At 34.7% G+C, this 17,988-nt stretch carries 15 protein-coding genes, 1 other RNA gene and 1 riboswitch; of the genes, 10 read left to right on the forward strand and 6 right to left on the reverse strand.

The window, feature by feature from the left end; genetic code table 11:
* Positions 1 to 29 precede the first annotated feature (29 nt).
* Positions 30 to 521, reverse strand: a complete 492-nt coding sequence (locus ACSVC9_RS00470) for a hypothetical protein (protein ID WP_446898435.1) — start codon at positions 519 to 521, stop codon at positions 30 to 32.
* 129 nt (positions 522 to 650) lie between these two features.
* Positions 651 to 845, reverse strand: a complete 195-nt coding sequence (locus ACSVC9_RS00475) for an alpha/beta-type small acid-soluble spore protein (protein ID WP_446898436.1) — start codon at positions 843 to 845, stop codon at positions 651 to 653.
* A 159-nt stretch (positions 846 to 1,004) separates the two neighbouring features.
* Here ACSVC9_RS00475 and ACSVC9_RS00480 point away from each other — a divergent pair, with 159 nt between their 5' ends.
* Positions 1,005 to 1,235 (forward strand): hypothetical protein, encoded by a 231-nt coding sequence (locus ACSVC9_RS00480; RefSeq protein ID WP_446898437.1) that lies wholly within the window; start codon positions 1,005 to 1,007, stop codon positions 1,233 to 1,235.
* Between the two features lie 340 nt (positions 1,236 to 1,575).
* Here ACSVC9_RS00480 and sugE read toward each other — a convergent pair whose 3' ends face one another.
* Positions 1,576 to 1,893 (reverse strand): quaternary ammonium compound efflux SMR transporter SugE, encoded by a 318-nt coding sequence (sugE, locus tag ACSVC9_RS00485; RefSeq protein WP_446898438.1) that lies wholly within the window; start codon positions 1,891 to 1,893, stop codon positions 1,576 to 1,578.
* Positions 1,894 to 1,954: 61 nt separating this feature from the next.
* Positions 1,955 to 2,054: riboswitch (guanidine-I (ykkC/yxkD leader) on the reverse strand.
* Positions 2,055 to 3,050: 996 nt separating this feature from the next.
* Positions 3,051 to 3,411, reverse strand: a transfer-messenger RNA (tmRNA) gene (gene ssrA, locus ACSVC9_RS00490).
* Positions 3,412 to 3,563: 152 nt separating this feature from the next.
* On the opposite strand from ssrA, the gene ACSVC9_RS00495 reads away from it, so the two are divergent.
* Both ACSVC9_RS00495 and ACSVC9_RS00500 read left to right on the forward strand, forming a co-directional pair.
* Positions 3,564 to 4,952 (forward strand): hypothetical protein, encoded by a 1,389-nt coding sequence (locus ACSVC9_RS00495; protein ID WP_446898439.1) that lies wholly within the window; start codon positions 3,564 to 3,566, stop codon positions 4,950 to 4,952.
* 79 nt (positions 4,953 to 5,031) lie between these two features.
* The gene (locus ACSVC9_RS00500; protein ID WP_446898440.1) at positions 5,032 to 6,444 is read left to right on the forward strand and encodes an MFS transporter; all 1,413 of its coding nucleotides are present in this window, start codon (positions 5,032 to 5,034) and stop codon (positions 6,442 to 6,444) included.
* A 1-nt stretch (position 6,445) separates the two neighbouring features.
* On the opposite strand, the gene ACSVC9_RS00505 is transcribed toward ACSVC9_RS00500, so the two are convergent.
* Positions 6,446 to 7,477, reverse strand: coding sequence for an ABC transporter substrate-binding protein (locus ACSVC9_RS00505; protein ID WP_446898441.1), 1,032 nt, complete (start codon positions 7,475 to 7,477; stop codon positions 6,446 to 6,448).
* A 462-nt stretch (positions 7,478 to 7,939) separates the two neighbouring features.
* On the opposite strand from ACSVC9_RS00505, the gene hpsG reads away from it, so the two are divergent.
* The 6 genes from hpsG to ACSVC9_RS00535 all read left to right on the forward strand — a co-directional run bounded on the left by hpsG (position 7,940) and on the right by ACSVC9_RS00535 (position 15,086).
* Positions 7,940 to 10,429: a (2S)-3-sulfopropanediol dehydratase gene (hpsG, locus tag ACSVC9_RS00510; RefSeq protein WP_446898442.1), complete on the forward strand. Its 2,490-nt coding sequence runs from the start codon at positions 7,940 to 7,942 to the stop codon at positions 10,427 to 10,429.
* Positions 10,430 to 10,448: 19 nt separating this feature from the next.
* Complete coding sequence (locus tag ACSVC9_RS00515) at positions 10,449 to 11,342, forward strand: glycyl-radical enzyme activating protein (RefSeq protein ID WP_446898443.1); 894 nt, start codon at positions 10,449 to 10,451, stop codon at positions 11,340 to 11,342.
* 101 nt (positions 11,343 to 11,443) lie between these two features.
* Positions 11,444 to 12,625, forward strand: a complete 1,182-nt coding sequence (locus ACSVC9_RS00520; RefSeq protein ID WP_446898444.1) for a diphosphate--fructose-6-phosphate 1-phosphotransferase — start codon at positions 11,444 to 11,446, stop codon at positions 12,623 to 12,625.
* On the forward strand, positions 12,597 to 13,331 hold the full coding sequence (locus ACSVC9_RS00525; protein WP_446898445.1) for a GntR family transcriptional regulator: 735 nt from the start codon (positions 12,597 to 12,599) through the stop codon (positions 13,329 to 13,331). Before ACSVC9_RS00520 ends, ACSVC9_RS00525 begins: the two co-directional genes overlap by 29 nt.
* A gap of 14 nt (positions 13,332 to 13,345) precedes the next feature.
* On the forward strand, positions 13,346 to 14,209 hold the full coding sequence (locus ACSVC9_RS00530; protein WP_446898446.1) for a class II fructose-bisphosphate aldolase: 864 nt from the start codon (positions 13,346 to 13,348) through the stop codon (positions 14,207 to 14,209).
* Positions 14,210 to 14,228: 19 nt separating this feature from the next.
* Complete coding sequence (locus tag ACSVC9_RS00535) at positions 14,229 to 15,086, forward strand: NAD(P)-dependent oxidoreductase (protein ID WP_446898447.1); 858 nt, start codon at positions 14,229 to 14,231, stop codon at positions 15,084 to 15,086.
* 33 nt (positions 15,087 to 15,119) lie between these two features.
* On the opposite strand, the gene ACSVC9_RS00540 is transcribed toward ACSVC9_RS00535, so the two are convergent.
* Complete coding sequence (locus ACSVC9_RS00540; RefSeq protein ID WP_446898448.1) at positions 15,120 to 16,370, reverse strand: ROK family transcriptional regulator; 1,251 nt, start codon at positions 16,368 to 16,370, stop codon at positions 15,120 to 15,122.
* 293 nt (positions 16,371 to 16,663) lie between these two features.
* Between ACSVC9_RS00540 and ACSVC9_RS00545 the strand changes: the two genes are divergently transcribed.
* Positions 16,664 to 17,938, forward strand: a complete 1,275-nt coding sequence (locus ACSVC9_RS00545) for an ABC transporter substrate-binding protein (RefSeq protein ID WP_446898449.1) — start codon at positions 16,664 to 16,666, stop codon at positions 17,936 to 17,938.
* The last annotated feature ends 50 nt before the right edge of the window (positions 17,939 to 17,988 follow it).

Raw genomic sequence — 17,988 nt, forward strand, 5'->3', positions numbered from 1 at the left:
AGCTCTGGAGAAGGCCAGGGCTTTTTCTATTATACTGCATTAATATAGTAATATGCAGTTTTATGAGTAAGAACTGTATCAGTTGATTTATTATTGTTAAATTGAACAATATCTATTCTATGTTTACCTGCTTTAATGGAATTTCCCTTTAATCCTATGTTTGTTTTATTATTGGACAACTGTTGTTTAGAATTAAAAGTACCATCTACAAATATATAGCTTAAATATTTATTATTAAATTCACTTGGAACTATTTCAACTTTTTGTGATGAATTATTTTGCTTAGTATCTATAATTGGAATATTTCCATCCTTGAATTTATTGGATGATGAAGATATATGAAATTTACCAGGTCCCATATCAGTGCTTAGATTTTTAGGTAGTTCTACTAAATCATTTTTAGCCTTGTTCGTTATATTTTGAGTTTTATTTTTTATATTGTTAGATTGCTGTTGAGTTCCACAACCTACTAGATTTATCGTAATCAGTAGGGATGTAACTATATAAAAAATTTTCTTCATTTATATCACTCTCCCCTAATTTATGATGGATATCTGCTTAAACTACAGTTAAAGTTTGTGTATTATTAAGAATAGTTATACTAGAGAATTAAAGGAAACTCCAGCTGAAAATCAAGCTGGAGTCAAATTTTACAGAAGCTCTTGCTTATAAGCCTGAATCATTTTCTTAACCATATTACCGCCAATAGATCCGGCTTCTTTTGCAGTTAGATTCCCGTTGTAACCATCTTTTAAATGTATACCTACTTCTGCAGCGGATTTTATTTTAAATTGATTTAATTTTTCTTTAATTTGTGTTGCCGCTGCTCTATTATTATATGGCATAGTAAACACTCCTTTTTGTAGTATTGTTTACTACATGATGATTATTATGTTAGTAAATTGAAGGTATTAGTGGATTATTATTCAATGTGGCAAGGATAAACTGAAATATGGTATTATTAAACTGTGAAGTTAGTTATTTTAGTATAGGAGTGTATATAAATGAAGCGATTTCTATGGTTCAATATTGAAAAATTAAGAAATGATGCTGAATACTTTCTTGTAACTTATATACTGATAATTTTTATACAATTGGCTTTCTGGTTTAAAATTGAAAACCTGGGAGATATAATTTGGGGAGCTGTTTTTAGCTTGTTTTTTCTATATCTGACTTTTATAAAAAAGAATTTTACATTAAAAGATGTATGGAAATTGTTTTGGAAAACAAACTGATTGTTCATATTATTGATATAAGGGGATGATTATATAAAAAAGGAAAGATTACTTGCAATAATAAATTTTATAGTTATATTTTTGGTATTTTTCATAGGATTCCAAATTATAAAATTAAGAGGTAACATAATTAATTATATTATACTCTCTCTAATAAGTGGGTGTATATTATACTTATACCCTAAATTTTTTGATAAAGACTAAAAAGTTTAAATAATCATTTTAACAGGCCGGATTGGAAATACAGTGGCTCAATGGAAGTAGAATAAACCCTGGGGAGAAAACTGCTCTAGGGTTTATTCCATTCTGTGATCTAACAAGTTTGAAAATTATTAAAAAGTTAATGGGATACAAGTTTCAAACCAACTATTCCTGCTACTATGAATCCGATACAAATTAATCTGATCATAGTGATAGGCTCTTTAAATAATATTATCCCTAAAATCACAGTACCAATAGTTCCTATTCCCGTCCAAATTGCATATGCTGTACCCAAAGGGAGGGTTTTTAACGCTAAGGATAAAAAATAGAAACTTGCTATCATGCCTACTATTGTAAATATGCTTGGTATGAGTTTTGTAAATCCATGCGAAAATTTTAAACCTACGGCCCACCATACTTCAAATAGGCCTGCAATGACTAATATTGTCCATTTCATAGTTTTCACCCTTTCTCATAATATACAAAAAATAAAAAAGTCACAGTTGATATTAAAAAATATCTCCCAGGCTTTTATCCTTCCGTGAACACAGTATACTGTGCGTTTTATCTTGGACCAGACCAGAAATTTTAAACTGCGGAACCCTATAAAACTTTAATCTATTAATGTTTTATTTTTTATTTAAATATTAGCAAGAAAAATATAGTTAGTCAACTATTATGCATAAACAGGTACAATTTAATTAGGTATTTTTATTTTTTATAAAATAGGTATTGATTTATAACATAAAAACATTTACAATATATTATAACGTTATCATATGTGTGATAACAGAAATTGCTTCTTTAAGCTTACTGTTTAATTTTGGTGATATTAAATCTTGTTTAAGCTACCATTTAATTTTAGAGATTATGAATCTCGTAAGAAAAGTACCTGTAGTAAGGTACTTTTCTTATTTATATAATTACTCTCTATTGAAGACCCTTTTTGCCATTTTAATGCCGCAAAAACGCTAATATGTCATCCGCTAAATTGATAAGTGTATGACCCGCTTCCTGCAGCACGATAACCTTTGAGTTGGGTACGAGGCTTCTATAGCGTTGTGCTGTCTTCAGCGAGTGAAACATTATGTCTTTTCGTCCCACGAATAAAAGGGACGGCATCGTCAATTGCGACAGTTCGGCATCTGTAAAAAGCGGAATTTTCTCCCGCCTGAAATTAAAGTTTTTCTCAATCAGTTTTTGATAATCCATTATCTCCTGTAGTATGGGTTTTCCCCGTTCACTTTACGGTACGGCCGTTCAACGCCGTTTTCTCCTAAAAGCATGTAGAATAATGACACATATGCAAAGGAAGTTTTTTGCGGACCAACACCGGCTGGGCACAGCAGAACAAGTTTATCGACCATTTTGGGATTTGCGGTGGCAAACTTTAGCGCAAGCCATGCTCCCAAGGAGATTCCGGCTATACGGGCTTTTTTGATGTACAGTCCTACAAATACATCGTGAAGCCAATCATTAAAATCAGAGCCTTCTAATTGTAACTTGTCTATGCCTTATGAAGTAAGTAAAAACTCCAGCCTGAATTTAGCTGGAGTTATGTTTTTATGTATATATATTATGTCTATATTTTCTTATATCAATTGTGGATTTATTTGGTGGAGGCGAGGGGAGTCGAACCCCTGTCCGAAAGCAGAAACGCTTGAGCATCTCCGAGTGCAGTCCTTAGTTTGAAATTCCCTCCTTCAGACGCCTAAGGACAGGCTTCTGAATTCAGTAGCTTCATAAATTCCGTTTCCAGGTCAAAGCTTTCCTGGACTCGGGGCCCCGCTATCGGCGCCAGATTCCAGATCGCGGGAATTCTGGACTGACGGTTAGCAGACTATGCTGCTAAAGCTAATTCTTCGTTATTGTTTGCGTTTATATTTAATCCCATAGTTTTTTAACGCGGGTCCACAGGTTCCCTCGACTCGCTTCTCAAACCCAACTTGCCCCCGTCGAAGCCAAATACGCCCCCCTGTAAAAAGTACTACACTCTTTAATATCCAGTGCAGTTCTTAATTATAACACCTAAATATCCATATGTCAAAAAAATATTTGAAATTCTATATCACCGTAGAATTTTATATGCATATTTTATTAATATATCTATTGATATGGAGGAAATATATGAGTGTTATACTTACAAATCTGCATTTTATATATCTCGTTTTTATAATTATAATAATTGCAGCTATGATAATGAAAAGAGATATATCTCTAATATGTATGATCGGCATTTTTATTCTTGGAATATTTGCAACAGCATCTATATCCAAATCCGTTATGGCTATATTTAACAGTCTTGTCTATGCCACAAAAGAACTTATGCCCACAATATTTATTATTTCAATAATAACTGCAATGAGCAAAGTACTGATGACAGCTGGTATAAATAGACAGCTGGTTAAGCCTTTTGAAAAGATAATAAAGTCACCTTCAACGGCTTATTGGGTGATAGGATTGGTTATGATGGTACTTTCCTGGCTGTTCTGGCCCTCACCTGCAGTGGCACTTATAGGGGCTTTGTTTCTCCCTATAGCTAAAAAGGTAGGGCTTCCAGCCATAGGGGCAGCAGTTGCAATGAACCTGTTTGGACATGGTATAGCGCTATCCAGTGATTTTATAATACAGGCGGCTCCAAAGCTTACAGCTGATGCAGCAGGAGTACCTGTATCCAAAGTAATATCTGCAAGTGTGCCACTGACCATTGTAATGGGAGTAGTTACTACAGTAAGTGCTTTTTATATGCTTAAAAAGGATATGAAAAATGGAAAAGTGGATATGAAATTTGAAGTAGAGGATGAAATGGAGGATGAACCAGGACTGCTGATATCAGAAAAACTTAGCAAAATACTGGCTGTAGCGACTATCGGAATTTTTATATTCGATATAGTTGTCATGTATATTTATAGGTTTCAAGGTGGTGATGCTACGGCTCTCATAGGTGGAACTGCTGTATTTATCTTAAGCCTCATATCAGCTATTGCATATAAGGGGAAATGCCTTGAGATGATAACGAAGGACATTGTAGAGGGACTGCAGTTTGGATTCAAGATATTTGGAGTGGTAATTCCAATAGCAGCATTTTTTTATCTGGGTGATTCAGCATTTAATGAAATATTCACAAAAGTACTGCCGGGAAACTCAAGTGGAATAGTAAACGATCTTGGAGTTGCACTTTCCAACGCAGTACCTTTAAATTCGCTTATGGCTTCGGGAACCCTTACTTTGGTAGGGGCTATAACAGGACTTGATGGCTCCGGATTTTCAGGTATATCGCTGGTAGGCTCTGTAGCACATATGTTTTCCATCTCTCTTGGAGGCGGAATAGATGTATTGACTGCAATGGGTCAGATAGCAGCTATATATGTAGGAGGAGGAACTATAATTCCATGGGCTGTAATACCTGTGGCAGCCATATGTAAAGTAGATGTATTTGAACTTACAAAGAGAAACTTGAAACCTGTAATACTGGGGCTTGTTGTAACTAGCATATTCGCAGTGTTTCTTATATAATTCATAAAATAGAGTTGACAAATTTAGTTTATATTTGTATATTTCTAAATATAATGTATTATTGACAGGAGAATATACAATGGATGATAATATTTATATAAACAGATGGAAAATATTGGCTGTAGTTTTGATATCACCTTTCATGGGAACTATAGATGGCAGTATTGTAAATATAGCACTTCCTGTTATGGCAAAACATCTTGAAGTGGGAATAAACAGCATACAGTGGGTAGTTACAAGTTATTTGATAGTGATATCGGCTTTTATACTTATATTTGGAAAGCTGTCCGATAAATTTGGGAAGGTAATTATTTTTAATTGTGGTTTCTTGATATTCGGGCTTGGATCATTTTTATGTGCAATCTCCCAGAATATAGACTTCCTGGTTTTTTCACGGGTGGTTCAGGCTTTAGGAGCTGCAATGTTTATGTCTGTAAATCAGGCTATAATTGCTGCTTCCTTTCCAAAAGGGGAAAGGGGAAGAGCACTTGGACTTTTGGGAAGTACTGTAGCTATTGGCAGCATGGTAGGCCCTCCAGTTGGCGGAATTATGGTACAAGTTTTTAACTGGCAGTCTATATTTTTTATAAACATTCCAATAGCTGTTTTTGCATTTATTGCAGGGAGAATCATACTACCTAAGGAGAAAATAGAAGAAAAAGCTCTGAATTTTGATTTAAGAGGGGCACTACTGTTTATAATTTTTATAATTTCTATTTTTTGGGCATTTTTGAGTGGAGAAGAACTTGGCTGGAGCAACAAAAAAATAATTATAAGCTTTATCCTGGGAATACTCTGTGGAATAGGTTTTTATTTTACAGAGAAGCATTCAGAAGATCCAATGGTGGATTTGTCAATGTTCAATGACAAATTTTTTGATATAAGCATACTTTGTGCGTTTATTTCTTTTTTGTGCATGTTCTGTGTAAATATAATTCAGCCCTTCTATCTTCAAAGTGCCATGAAAATATCACCTGCTGTATCCGGAATAATTATGCTGGCCCTTCCTGTAAGTATGGCCGTATTTGCACCCATAAGTGGTTATGCAGCTGATATGATAGGGCCTAAAGTACTTACGGCAATTGGACTTTTAATTATGTCTGCAGGGCTTTGTGCAATGGCTTTTCTGAATTTGAAATCAACTTATTTTAATATGGCAGTTTGTATTGCTGCTATTGGAATAGGCAACGGTATGTTTCAATCTCCAAATAACGCTATTGTAATGTCATTGGCACCGAGGAACAAACTGGGCATAGTAGGAAGTATGAATGCACTTGTAAGGAATATAGGTATGGTATCAGGTATAACTTTTTCCGTTGCACTTCTCTACAATAGAATGAGCAGTAGAATAGGCTATAAAGTTACCGGGTTCATACAGGGAAGGCCGGAGGTTTTTTTGTATGGCATGAAAGTAGTATATTTGTCTGCGGCCTTTATATGTGTATTAGGTATGATATTGACTGTGGTAAGGATTATTAGAGAATATGAATAAATTATCTTTCAATTACAATATCGCTTTCTGTACTGTTGAAAGTTTCTATAAATTCATCAGTTATTTTTTTTGTGGTTTCTTCCATATTGTGAGATCTTATAAAATCCCAACCAAGCCACTTGAATTTAAAGCCTTCAGGTATATTATTGTCTACGTCGGGGTTTAAAGATGGATACAGGTTATCTGCACATTTTGTTCCAAATTCAGAATTTAACAGGGAATCCACAAGTATGCCTACTTCTTTGATTTTTGATTCTTTTGCTACAATGCAGGACGGTCCCACCATGGCACCATCTTCCGGACATACGATTTGTAGATGTGGTTTGCTAGGACAAGCATTTGCAAAAAACCAGGGGATTATATAAAGTGCTGCACCATGGCTGCTTGACATGGCTGCTGATTTTGCCATCTCAGCTGGATGCCAGGTGTTCTTGGAATTTTCTGCCAGAGCGTTTATTCCATCATGTCCAAATTCTTTATAGTAATATAGAAGCTGGTCTTCATGAATGTCACCATCACATCCGCCTATTATTAATTTTCCCTTGTATATGGGATTTAATAGATCACCCCATGTTTTAGGTATAGGAAGATTACCAAGTTTATTTTTATCAACAAGGATTACTTCTGCAGATATGGAATACATGGAAAATACACCTTCAGGGTCGATTAATCCAAGATCCTCGAGAGATTTGTTTATGTTGCTGCTCTGGGTTGATTTGAAAAGCCCTTTGGCTGCAAAATTGTCTATTATATTGCTCCTGAACATATTTTTAAAACCAAGGCATGTGAATACATCTGGAAACTCTTCAAAATTTGGGGTCAGCAGTACCTCTTCCACAAGTTCTTTACTATGACAACCTGTGGGTGTGTAGCATTTTAAAGTTTTGTCCGTGTCTTTTTTGTATTTCTGGAGAGTGTCTTCTAAATTTTCTCTGAAGATTTGTTTCATGGGACAGCTGGTTAAACCTATAAAATTGAGATTTTTAAGGTTGGTATCCTCAGTAACGAGTATGCTTTCTAAAGCTTCATTCATAAGATCGGCCTCCTTTAAAAATAAGTCTGAATTTTCTTATATATATTGATATTTATATTATAAAAACTAATGGTGTAAATATCAATAGTTTTATCTAAAAAATCTAATAGATTGATAAAATTTATGGCATTATATTACTAAAATATTATTTACCTTGACATATAAAAAGATATGGGGTATACTCGAACCAACATTAAAGTATACTTAAATAATGTTTATTTGTGTTTAAAAATAAATTAAAAAGCAATTAAATGAAAATGATTGACTAGAAAAACTAGAGATCATGCAAATTTTAAATGAATTTAAAACTACTTGGTTTTAGTATTTTATTTGGTTTTAGTATTTTATAATGTACTAAAAGTATGGTGTAGTATATTTTTATTTAAATTTAGCATGGTCTTTTTGGGCTTCAAAATTTATTTTTAATATGCATATACTATAATAAAAAGGAGGTAATTTAATATGTCAGGTAATGTTTTATCACCACAGGAAAAACGTTTGATTTCAAATTCAAAAAATCTAAGTTCTATTTTAAGCAAGTCCAAAAGGTCAGACAGAATTGAAAAAATATACAAATCTTTTTGTAATTCACGTTCATTGGTAGATATAAACAGGGCAAAGTACTTTACGGAATCTTTTAAAGAAACAGAAGGACAACCTCTTATTCTAAGATGGGCAAAAGCGTTGTACCATATAGTAGAAAATATACCTGTCTATATTGACGATGATCAATTGTTGGTGGGAAGAGTTGGAGGCGAAGGGAAATATGGGTTGATTTATCCAGAGCTAGATGGCTGTTTCCTGGAAAATTTTGCAGAAAGTATAAGAAAAAGAGTAGAATCACCTTTTGACATCGATGAAGAGGACCTGCGCACTATTGAAGATGAGATAGCACCTTACTGGAAGGACAAAAGTTATTATGAAAGTCTAGCGAAGGCACTTCCGGAAGATGTATTAAAAGTTACTTATGATCCAAACAATATTTTTTCTTCAAGATATATAGTAAATGAAACATCTTCTATGCGTTCTGCATTACAATGGGTTCACGATTATAAAAAGGGAATCACGAAAGGGTTCAAGGCAATAAAAGAAGAAGCACAGAATAAATTGGATTCACTGGATGAGTTTAACCCCATTGATACAATTAAGAAAGCCCCTTTTCTTCAAAGTATTGTAATAGTTTCCGATGCAATAGTTTTATGGGCGCACAGACATAGCGAACTTGCAAAAAAGCTTGCTTTAAATGAAAAAGATGAAACAAGAAGACTGGAATTATTGGAAATATCGGATATTTGTAGTCATGTACCAGAATATCCTGCAAGAAATTTCCATGAAGCAATGCAGTCGCAGTGGTTTCTTCAAATGTTCTCTAGATTGGAACAAAAAACTGGGGCAACAATTTCAAATGGGCGTATGGATCAATACTTATTCCCATTTTACAAAAAAGATTTGGAAGAAGGAAAAATAGACAGGGACGGAGTTAAAGAGCTGCTCCAGTGCATGTGGCTAGGTATGGCACAATACCTTGATCTGTATGTTAGTCCAGCAGGTGCCTGCTTTAATGAAGGTTATGCGCACTGGGAAGCTGTTACAATTGGGGGAGTGGATGAAAATGGTCATGATGCTACAAATGAACTCACCTATATTTTCCTTGAGGACAAAAGGGAATTCCCATTGAACTATCCGGATTTGGCGGCACGTATACATTCAAGGTCTCCAGAAAGGTATCTAAATGAAGTTGCAGAAACAATTAAGGAAGGCTCTGGTTTCCCGAAATTGATTAATGACGAGGAAGTAGTACCTCTGCTTGTATCAAAGGGAGCCACATTTGCAGAAGCCAATGATTATGCTGTATCTGGATGCACAGAAGTGAGAATGCCAAATAGAGACACTTATACAAGTCCCTGCGCTTATATAAATCTTGGAGCAGCCATTGAATTGACACTGAATAATGGACGTCTTAAAAAATATGGCGATGAACTTTTGACAATAGAGACAGGTTCCCTGGATAAATTCAAGACATGGGAGGATTTTTGGGATGCCTATGTTAAACAACAGACCTACCTTTTAAAACAGGCATTTAAGCAGCAGTATATTGTAACAAACTTAAGAGAAAAACATTTTGCCTCACCTTTTGGTTCAGCATTACATGATTTGTGCATGAAAAACTATAAGGATTTGCACTCCGCACATATAGATGGTGGTATTGATCTGGGCTACTTTGACTTGATCGGGTTTGGAAGTGCTGCGGATTCGCTGTCAGCTATTAAAAAGCATGTATTTGATGAAAAAAAATTGACTTTAAATCAGATATGGAATGCTCTTGACAAAAATTTTGAAGGTGAGGAAGTTATAAGACAAATTTTAATCAATTCACCTTGCTATGGAAATGCAGATCCTTATGCAGATGATATTGCAAGGAATATAGACTTGGAAGCGGTTAAATTTGCAAATAAGTACTCTAAAAAAATTGGTATCTATCTTGATCTTAGATATGTTCCGGTTACATCCCATATCCCATTTGGACGGGTTATTGGAGCACTCCCTAATGGAAGAAAAGCAGGCACTGCCTTATCTGATGGATCCTCTGCATCTCATGGTGCTGATGTGAAAGGGCCTACAGCAGTCTTACTTTCAAATTATAATACTAAGAATCCTGCTTTTAAAAACAGGGCTTCCAGATTATTGAATATTAAATTGAGCCCGGCTACTGTTGCAGGTAGTGAAGGAACACAAAAATTAATTGCATTCATTAAGAGCTGGTGTGATTTGAAATTGTGGCATTTGCAGTTTAATATCATCAATCAGGAGACTTTGTATAAAGCAAAAAAAGATCCACAAAAATATAGAAACCTATTAGTTCGTGTAGCTGGATATAGCGCATATTTTGTAGATTTGTCACCTGAATTACAGGATGATATCATATTGAGAACAGAACATGAGGCGATTTAAAAAAGGAGATATGGATTCTATGGCCACACATTTAGATAACAGCGGTACTATATTCAATATACAAAATTTCTCAGTTAATGATGGACCAGGTATTCGTACTATTGTGTTCTTAAAAGGGTGCCCATTGCATTGTTTATGGTGTGCCAACCCCGAATCCCAAAGTGGAAAATATGAATTGGCTTATAGCCGGCAAAAATGTATTGGATGTGGCATTTGTAAAAATACCTGTAAAAATAATGCAATTTCAATAACAGAAAAAGGAGTTTCCATCCACAGAAACTTATGTAAAAGTTGCTTTGATTGTGCATCAAATTGTCCTTCACAGGCTCTTCACATAATGGGATATGAAAAGACTGCAGAAGAAATAGTTGATATTGTGGAAAAAGATAGCATATTTTATGCAAATTCAAATGGTGGCCTGACGTTAAGCGGGGGAGAACCTCTTTTTCAAAGTAAATTTGCAATTTTTATTTTAAAGGAAGCTAAATATCGAAAAATCAACTGTGCTATAGAAACTTCAGGTTTTGTAAAGTGGGAAGTACTGGATGAAGCATGCAGATATTTGGACAATGTTTTATATGATATAAAATCCATGAATAACAAAAAACACAAGCAGTTTATCGGAGTTTCCAATGAATTGATATTGGAGAATTTTAGTAGGATGTGTAGAAAATACAGGAACTTGCCTGTACTTGCACGTACGCCTGTGATACCTGGATTTAATGACACAAAGGAGGATATTCAGGAAATTTTTGATTTTATAAGTCAGTTTCCAAATGTAAAATATGAATTGTTACCTTATCATAGACTTGGAGAACCCAAGTATTACGCGCTTGGCAGGAAGTATCCACTAGGTGATGTGAAGCTGGATTCACAAAAAATGGATAGCCTAAAAAGGCAATTTCACAAGTGATCCATAGCTATCTTTATATAAACATAGCTATGTTTATATAAAGATAGTAACATTACTATGAATTATTTAATAAAAAGATGTAAATATGGAAGGAGACAGACGTGCATAAAATTGCAATAGGGCAGGCTGGAGGGCCTACTGCTGTTATAAATACTAGTCTGGTAGGATTTTTAGATGGTATTGATGATAATAGTGAAGTATATGGTGTATTAAATGGTTATCAGGGGTTAGTAGATAATGACCTTGTGGAACTTCAGGGTGAAACTCTGAGGCTGATAAAAAAATATAAGTATGTTTCAGGAGCATGCCTTGGTTCAGGCAGATATAATCTTACTGACGATCAAATAGAAGTAATTGTTGAAAATTTAAAATCCCATGGTATCCACTCACTTGTATTTATTGGTGGAAACGGTACTATGGCAGCTTTGCAAAAAATCAGTAATAGAGCTGATATCATGGGATATGAATTGCAGATTATAGGCATACCTAAAACAGTTGATAATGATTTGGGAAAGACGGATCATGCACCTGGTTTTGGCAGTGCAGCTAAATTTGTTGCATTCTCTGCAAGAGATATCAGTAAAGATTTGGAGTCGATGAAAAATTTTGAACAGGTTAGAATAATTGAAACCATGGGACGTAATGCAGGGTGGCTTGCTGCATCCGCCGGATTATTGAAGGAATCTGAAGAACAGGGTCCACATATAGTGTACTTGCCGGAAAACAAATTTGAAATAAAGGAATTCCTGATGGACGTTAAAAATCTGGTAAAAGAATATGGAACAGCTGTAGTTGTAGTCAGTGAAGGGATAAAATTGGATGATGAGAATCAAATTCAAAAATCTGTAACAAATGGCAGGGTCGTTTTGGGCGGAATATCTAATAATCTTGAAAATTTAGTTAGATCAAATCTGGGGTTGTCGGCAAGGGCAGAAAACCTGGGAATGAATCAGAGAAGTTTTTCACTGGCAGTTTCTGATCAAGATAGATTGGAAGCTTATGAAACAGGGAAAAAAGCAGCAAGGTTTTTAAAAGATAATTACTCAAATATTATGGTCACCATTCAAAATAGATGTTCTAAGGGATATAATTATTCTCTAGAGAGCTGTTTACTTAAAGAAGTAACCAATGAAGGAGAAAGAAGACTTCCAGATGAATTTATTAGTGATCCAAAACGGTATTATAATTGGTTGAAACCCTTGATTGGACACGATTATTTCTCCTGTCCCCCAGCTCTTGGAAGGAGAAAAGAATATGAAAAAAAATATTGTAGATTCAAGTAATAATGTAACATTATATATTCAAATAAAAAATATATTGGCTTATCGCATAGAAAAAGGAATCTGGACTCTGGGCGATTTGATACCCACAGAACAGGAGCTTATGAAAGAATTTAATGTAAGTAGAACTACCATACGTCAGGCTATTTCTCTTCTGGTTCAGGATGGTTTCCTAGAAAAAAAGCAGGGCAAGGGTACTGTAGTAAAGCATCCACATATTATGGAGAAGCTCGGCAGGCTGACTGGTTTTGCGGAAGAAGTAAGGGAAAAGGGGTTTAGCCCTCACTCCAGGGTACTTAGGTGTGAATTCAAAGATACATTTTTTTATCAAAAATATATCATGAAAATTCCTGAAAATAAAAAAATACTATTGGTGGAACGTGTACGTTTTGTTGATGATATTCCTGTAGCCGTGGAAAGTACCTACTGGCCGGAGCATATTGGTACTTTACTGAATAAATATGAGCTTGACAAGATAAACTATTATGATGTTTTGGAAAATAACAATATTTATCTGAAAAATGCAAAAGAACAAATTTCGGCAGTCAACTGTACTGCTGAAGAAGCAGATGTTTTGGGAATTTTACCGGGAACTGCAGTCTTGGAAATGACGCGATTAAGTTTTGGGCTGGATGATCTGCCCATAGAGTATACAAAAACTAGATATAGAAGTGATTATTACAAATATGATATAGAATTGAAAAGATAGGAAGGAATGTTAGCATGCCATATATATCAGGGAAGAGGTTAATTGAACATGCATGGAAAAATAAATATGCCATAGGGGCCTTTAGCATTCACAATGCTGAAGGTATCCAGGCAGTGTTGAAGGCGGCGGAGGAGGAGAGAGCACCTGTAATGATGCAGATAGGGCAAAAAGTAATTCAAAATATGGGGCTTTATGAGATGAGGAAAATGGTGGATTGTTTTATAAGAGATGTTTCCGTACCTGTATGTATACATCTGGATCACAGTCATTCCTATGAACAAACCCTGGAAGCAATCCAGCTGAGGTTTCAGTCAGTTATGTTTGATGGGTCGGCTCTGGCTTTTGAAGATAATGCAGATACTACAAGAAAAATAGTGGAATTTGCAAATGCACTCAACATTGGAGCTGAAGGCGAAATAGGTAAAATCCGAGGGACAGAAGATGACATTTCTGTAAGAGATAAAGATGCAATGCTTACCACATGTGATGAAGCCTTTAGATTCGTAGAAAAAACCGGCGTAAACTATCTGGCTGTTTCCATTGGTACGGCTCATGGAGTCTATAAAAAAACTCCCAAGCTTGCATTTCAGAGATTGAAAGATATCTCGAATGTTGTCAAAAGACCCATTGTATTACATGGGGGTTCTGGAGTCCCTGATGATCAAGTTAGAAAATCTATTTCATTGGGGGTGGCCAAGATAAATGTTGATACGGAGTTAAGACAAGCTTTTGCAAAAGGAGTTTATGAGACTTTGAAAAATAATCCTGAAGAGTATCAATTGGGAGTGCTGCTTGGTAATGGAAGAGAAGCAATGAAGGAAAAAGTCAAGGAAAAGATAAAACTGTTTGGCTCTGATAATAGAGCCGATGAATTTTAAAAAATAGGAGATAAGGATTATGAAAATAGGATTTATAGGTCTTGGAATCATGGGTGAATCCATGTGCGAAAATATATTGAAAAAAAGTAGGGAGAAGGTTTTAGTTTTTGACCTGAACTCAGAAAAAATTGAAAAATTAGTTTCTATGGGCGCTGAGGCTGCAGCTTCCTCTTTAGAAATAGGGAAAAAGTGCGATGTGATTTTGACCATGGTTCCCAAAAGTGAGCATGTTGTGGGAGTTTATGAGGAATTATTACCTGTTTTAACGGAAGGGAAGCTTCTCATAGAGATGAGCACTATAGATCCATCTGTTTCCAGAAAACTTTCAGCTGAGGTAAGAAAAAAGGGAAGCCAAATGATAGATGCACCTGTTGTAAAAAGTAAGGCTGCAGCAATAAAGGGAGAACTTGGAATTTATGTAGGCGGCGAAAAGGATGCTTTTCAAAGAGCAAAATCAGTACTTGAATATATGGGTAACAACATAATATACATGGGGTTAAATGGTTCAGGCCTTGTGATGAAAATATGTCACAATATGCTTGTTTCGCAAATTCAAAATGGGGTTAATGAAATGGTGACATTGGCGGAGAAGTCAGGACTTAATATAGATGATGTATTTACAGCAATATCCTATGGAGGAGGTCAGAATTTCTACCTGGACAGCAAAAAAAATGCCATAAAAAATAATGATTTTACTACCGCCTTCTCGGTTGAAAATATGAATAAAGATATAAATATAGCAGTAAAACTTGCTGGGGAGTTAAATTTGAATTTGCCAGGAGCCCAAAATTCAAGGGAAGTTTATAAAAAAGCCATGAATGAAGGTTATGGGAAAGAAGATTTTTCAGCTACTATCAAAGTAGTTAAAAGTATGTAGAAATCATGGAGGATGGACTATCTATAAGCTCATCTAATCCATATATTTGGCTAAAGATTTTCCACCTCTATTATAGAAAAAATTTCTTAATGCCAGAGCTGCTCCACCCAAGAATTTATAATTATACTCTATTTTACTTATACTTATAATGTCTGTTATATTGGCGTTGTCTGTAATATATTCCAGATGTAATTTTAATTTATCTATAAAAAAATCATAATTGAAGGCTTCACCATAAAGGACTACCTGTTTAGGATCATATAGAGTAATAGCTGTGGATAGGGCCGATGAAAAATAAAACATGGCTTTGTTAAGAATATCAGTTATATTTTCGTCTCCATTTTGAGAGCTTCTAACTATATTAAGCAGATTTATATTTTCGGGATTACCTTCAGTGATTTCGAAGAGAAATGGAGTTTTGCTTCTGGAAAATATTTTTCTGACACTGGAAAAAATAGCATTTTGAGAAGCTACTGTTTCAAGGCAGCCTCTTTTGCCGCATTTGCACAATTGCCCATTTTGTTTAACTATTATATGACCTAGTTCACCTGCATTATTGTTGCTGCCTTGATATATTTCATTGTTGATAATGATAGCCGTACCTATTCCCGGACCATATTTTACGAATATCATGTTATTTTCTTTGAATTGAGAAGATTTTAAGTCAATCTCAGCCATGGCCAATGCACGTACATTATTGTCAATACACACTGGAATGTTAAATTGCTTTTCAAATAGCTCTTTTATAGGGAAATTTTTTTCAAAAATACCATAGCTATCTTTGCTTATACCATTCAAAATATCTACGGAGCCAATTATCCCTATACCTATTCCTAAAATATCATGTTTTTTAACATTGTATTTTAAAAATAAATTACTACAAGTATGACTTATAAACTGTAAAATATTTATACCGTAACCTCTGTCCTCCTGAGGAATATCAAATTGCCGGTTATCCAGCACATCACCCTTTAAATTGCAGAGCCCGATGCCAACGGTATCACTTTCAATGGAAATACCAACTATATATTTAAAATTATAATTTATATCTATAAGTATTTTTTTTCTCCCTATTCTTTTATCAGTTTCTATTAGTCTGCCTCTTTCAACGAGAATACCCTCTTCCTTCATTTCATTTGTTATTATAGTAACTGCGGCAGGAGTTAAACTAATAATATCTGATATATCCTTACGGGGAATAGCACCAAAATTTTTTATTGCCATAAGTATATTTTTCCTATTTGCTGTTTTTAAGTCTGAAAAATTGACACCTTTTTTTATCATTGTAAAACTCCTATCCATGAAATGTAAGTATATCTTTTTCTTTCTAACTCATTATAGACTATTAAAATATTTTATGACAAGTATTATATGATAAATTTAAATTAATTAATTATTTTAATTAATTATTGACATCAAAAAATATCTATGATATGATTAATTAAACGCATAGAAAATAAGTGAATAAAGCTGATCAGAAAAACTGAAGGCTGGTGTTCGTCTTAAAATTGAATTATTTTAAGATGCATATTGGCTTTTTTTGTATGTTGAAAATTTGTAAATAGGGGGATAAGTATATGAAAAAGAGAAAACTTATAATTTCAATACTGGCAGGTATATTGGGAACTAGTATAATCATGTCTGGATGTGGTCAGCAGAGTTCTGGTGAAAAGTCGGATTCAGGCAAACAAGTAACCATAGTCTGGAAAAGGGGTCAGGATGCAACACCGGCGGCTTCAAAAATAGTGGAAGCTTTTGAAAAGAAAAACCCCAACATAAAAGTTAAAATTGAAAATTTGCCTTCCACGTCGACAGAACAGCACAATGTTTATACAACAGCACTATCCACAGGAGATAGCAGTATAGATGTGGTTACCATGGATGTTGTTTGGGCAAGTGAATTTTCATCGGCAGTATGGCTTCTACCACTGGATAAATATTTTACTAAAGATGCACAGAGCAAATTTTTTTCAGGAAATATTGATTCTGTAAAATACAAAGGAAGTATTTATGGAGTACCATTTTCTACAGATGCAGGAGTACTGTTTTATAGAAAAGATCTGATTCCTACGCCTCCAAAGACATGGGATGAATTAATAAAAATAAGTAAGGATAACATAGGGAAAAATGGAATAAACCAGGGAATATTGTTTCAAGCATTTCAAAATGAGGCAATAGTCTGCAATGCTTCTGAATTCATATTTGGTAATGGTGGAAGCATCATTGACAACAATGGGAAAGTCGTGATAGATTCACCACAATCAATTGCCGGAATAAAAATAATGAAAAATCTGATAGATCAGAATGTTGCCCCGAAAGGTGTAGTTACATATAAACCACAGGATTGTACGGATCAGTTTGTACAGGGTAAAACTTTATTCATGAGGAACTGGCCGCTTAATTATACGGTTGTAAATGCGGAGGGTTCAGCTGTTAAAGGAAAAGTTGGAATAGCACCTATGCCAATAGGTCCAGATGGGACAGAACCAGGAGCTACGCTTGGTGGATGGAATTTAGGTATAAACAAGAATTCAAAACATCCGGAAGAAGCATGGAAATTTATTCAGTTTGTTACAGGCGATGAAGGACAGAAGATAAATGCTATTGAAGGGTCATATATGTCAACAAGGGAAAGTTTATATTCTGACAAGGAAATATTGGCCAAATTTCCACAATATAAAGATTTACTTCCTATATTGAAGGTTGCAAAGCCTAGACCGGTTTCTCCATATTATGCAAAGATATCGGATGCCCTGCAGGTCAATCTTCATAAAGCGATTACAGGTGAAGTTCCTATAGATAATGCATTAAAAAATGCTGCAAAGGATTTGAAAAATATAAACAATAAATAGAAAATAAAGGGACTGAGCTAATTAATATATTTTTAGCTTGGTCCTAAAGC

This window comes from Clostridium sp. LBM24168 (assembly GCF_052953915.1).

What these genes read in the sequence shown, in the direction of transcription:
- ACSVC9_RS00470 (WP_446898435.1), bottom strand. Translation starts at nt 521, where the DNA reads ATGAAGAAAATTTTTTATATAGTTACATCCCTACTGATTACGATAAAT.
- ACSVC9_RS00475 (WP_446898436.1), bottom strand. Translation starts at nt 845, where the DNA reads ATGCCATATAATAATAGAGCAGCGGCAACACAAATTAAAGAAAAATTA.
- ACSVC9_RS00480 (WP_446898437.1), top strand. Translation starts at nt 1,005, where the DNA reads ATGAAGCGATTTCTATGGTTCAATATTGAAAAATTAAGAAATGATGCT.
- sugE (WP_446898438.1), bottom strand. Translation starts at nt 1,893, where the DNA reads ATGAAATGGACAATATTAGTCATTGCAGGCCTATTTGAAGTATGGTGG.
- ACSVC9_RS00495 (WP_446898439.1), top strand. Translation starts at nt 3,564, where the DNA reads ATGAGTGTTATACTTACAAATCTGCATTTTATATATCTCGTTTTTATA.
- ACSVC9_RS00500 (WP_446898440.1), top strand. Translation starts at nt 5,032, where the DNA reads ATGGATGATAATATTTATATAAACAGATGGAAAATATTGGCTGTAGTT.
- ACSVC9_RS00505 (WP_446898441.1), bottom strand. Translation starts at nt 7,477, where the DNA reads ATGAATGAAGCTTTAGAAAGCATACTCGTTACTGAGGATACCAACCTT.
- hpsG (WP_446898442.1), top strand. Translation starts at nt 7,940, where the DNA reads ATGTCAGGTAATGTTTTATCACCACAGGAAAAACGTTTGATTTCAAAT.
- ACSVC9_RS00515 (WP_446898443.1), top strand. Translation starts at nt 10,449, where the DNA reads ATGGCCACACATTTAGATAACAGCGGTACTATATTCAATATACAAAAT.
- ACSVC9_RS00525 (WP_446898445.1), top strand. Translation starts at nt 12,597, where the DNA reads ATGAAAAAAAATATTGTAGATTCAAGTAATAATGTAACATTATATATT.
- ACSVC9_RS00530 (WP_446898446.1), top strand. Translation starts at nt 13,346, where the DNA reads ATGCCATATATATCAGGGAAGAGGTTAATTGAACATGCATGGAAAAAT.
- ACSVC9_RS00535 (WP_446898447.1), top strand. Translation starts at nt 14,229, where the DNA reads ATGAAAATAGGATTTATAGGTCTTGGAATCATGGGTGAATCCATGTGC.
- ACSVC9_RS00540 (WP_446898448.1), bottom strand. Translation starts at nt 16,370, where the DNA reads ATGATAAAAAAAGGTGTCAATTTTTCAGACTTAAAAACAGCAAATAGG.
- ACSVC9_RS00545 (WP_446898449.1), top strand. Translation starts at nt 16,664, where the DNA reads ATGAAAAAGAGAAAACTTATAATTTCAATACTGGCAGGTATATTGGGA.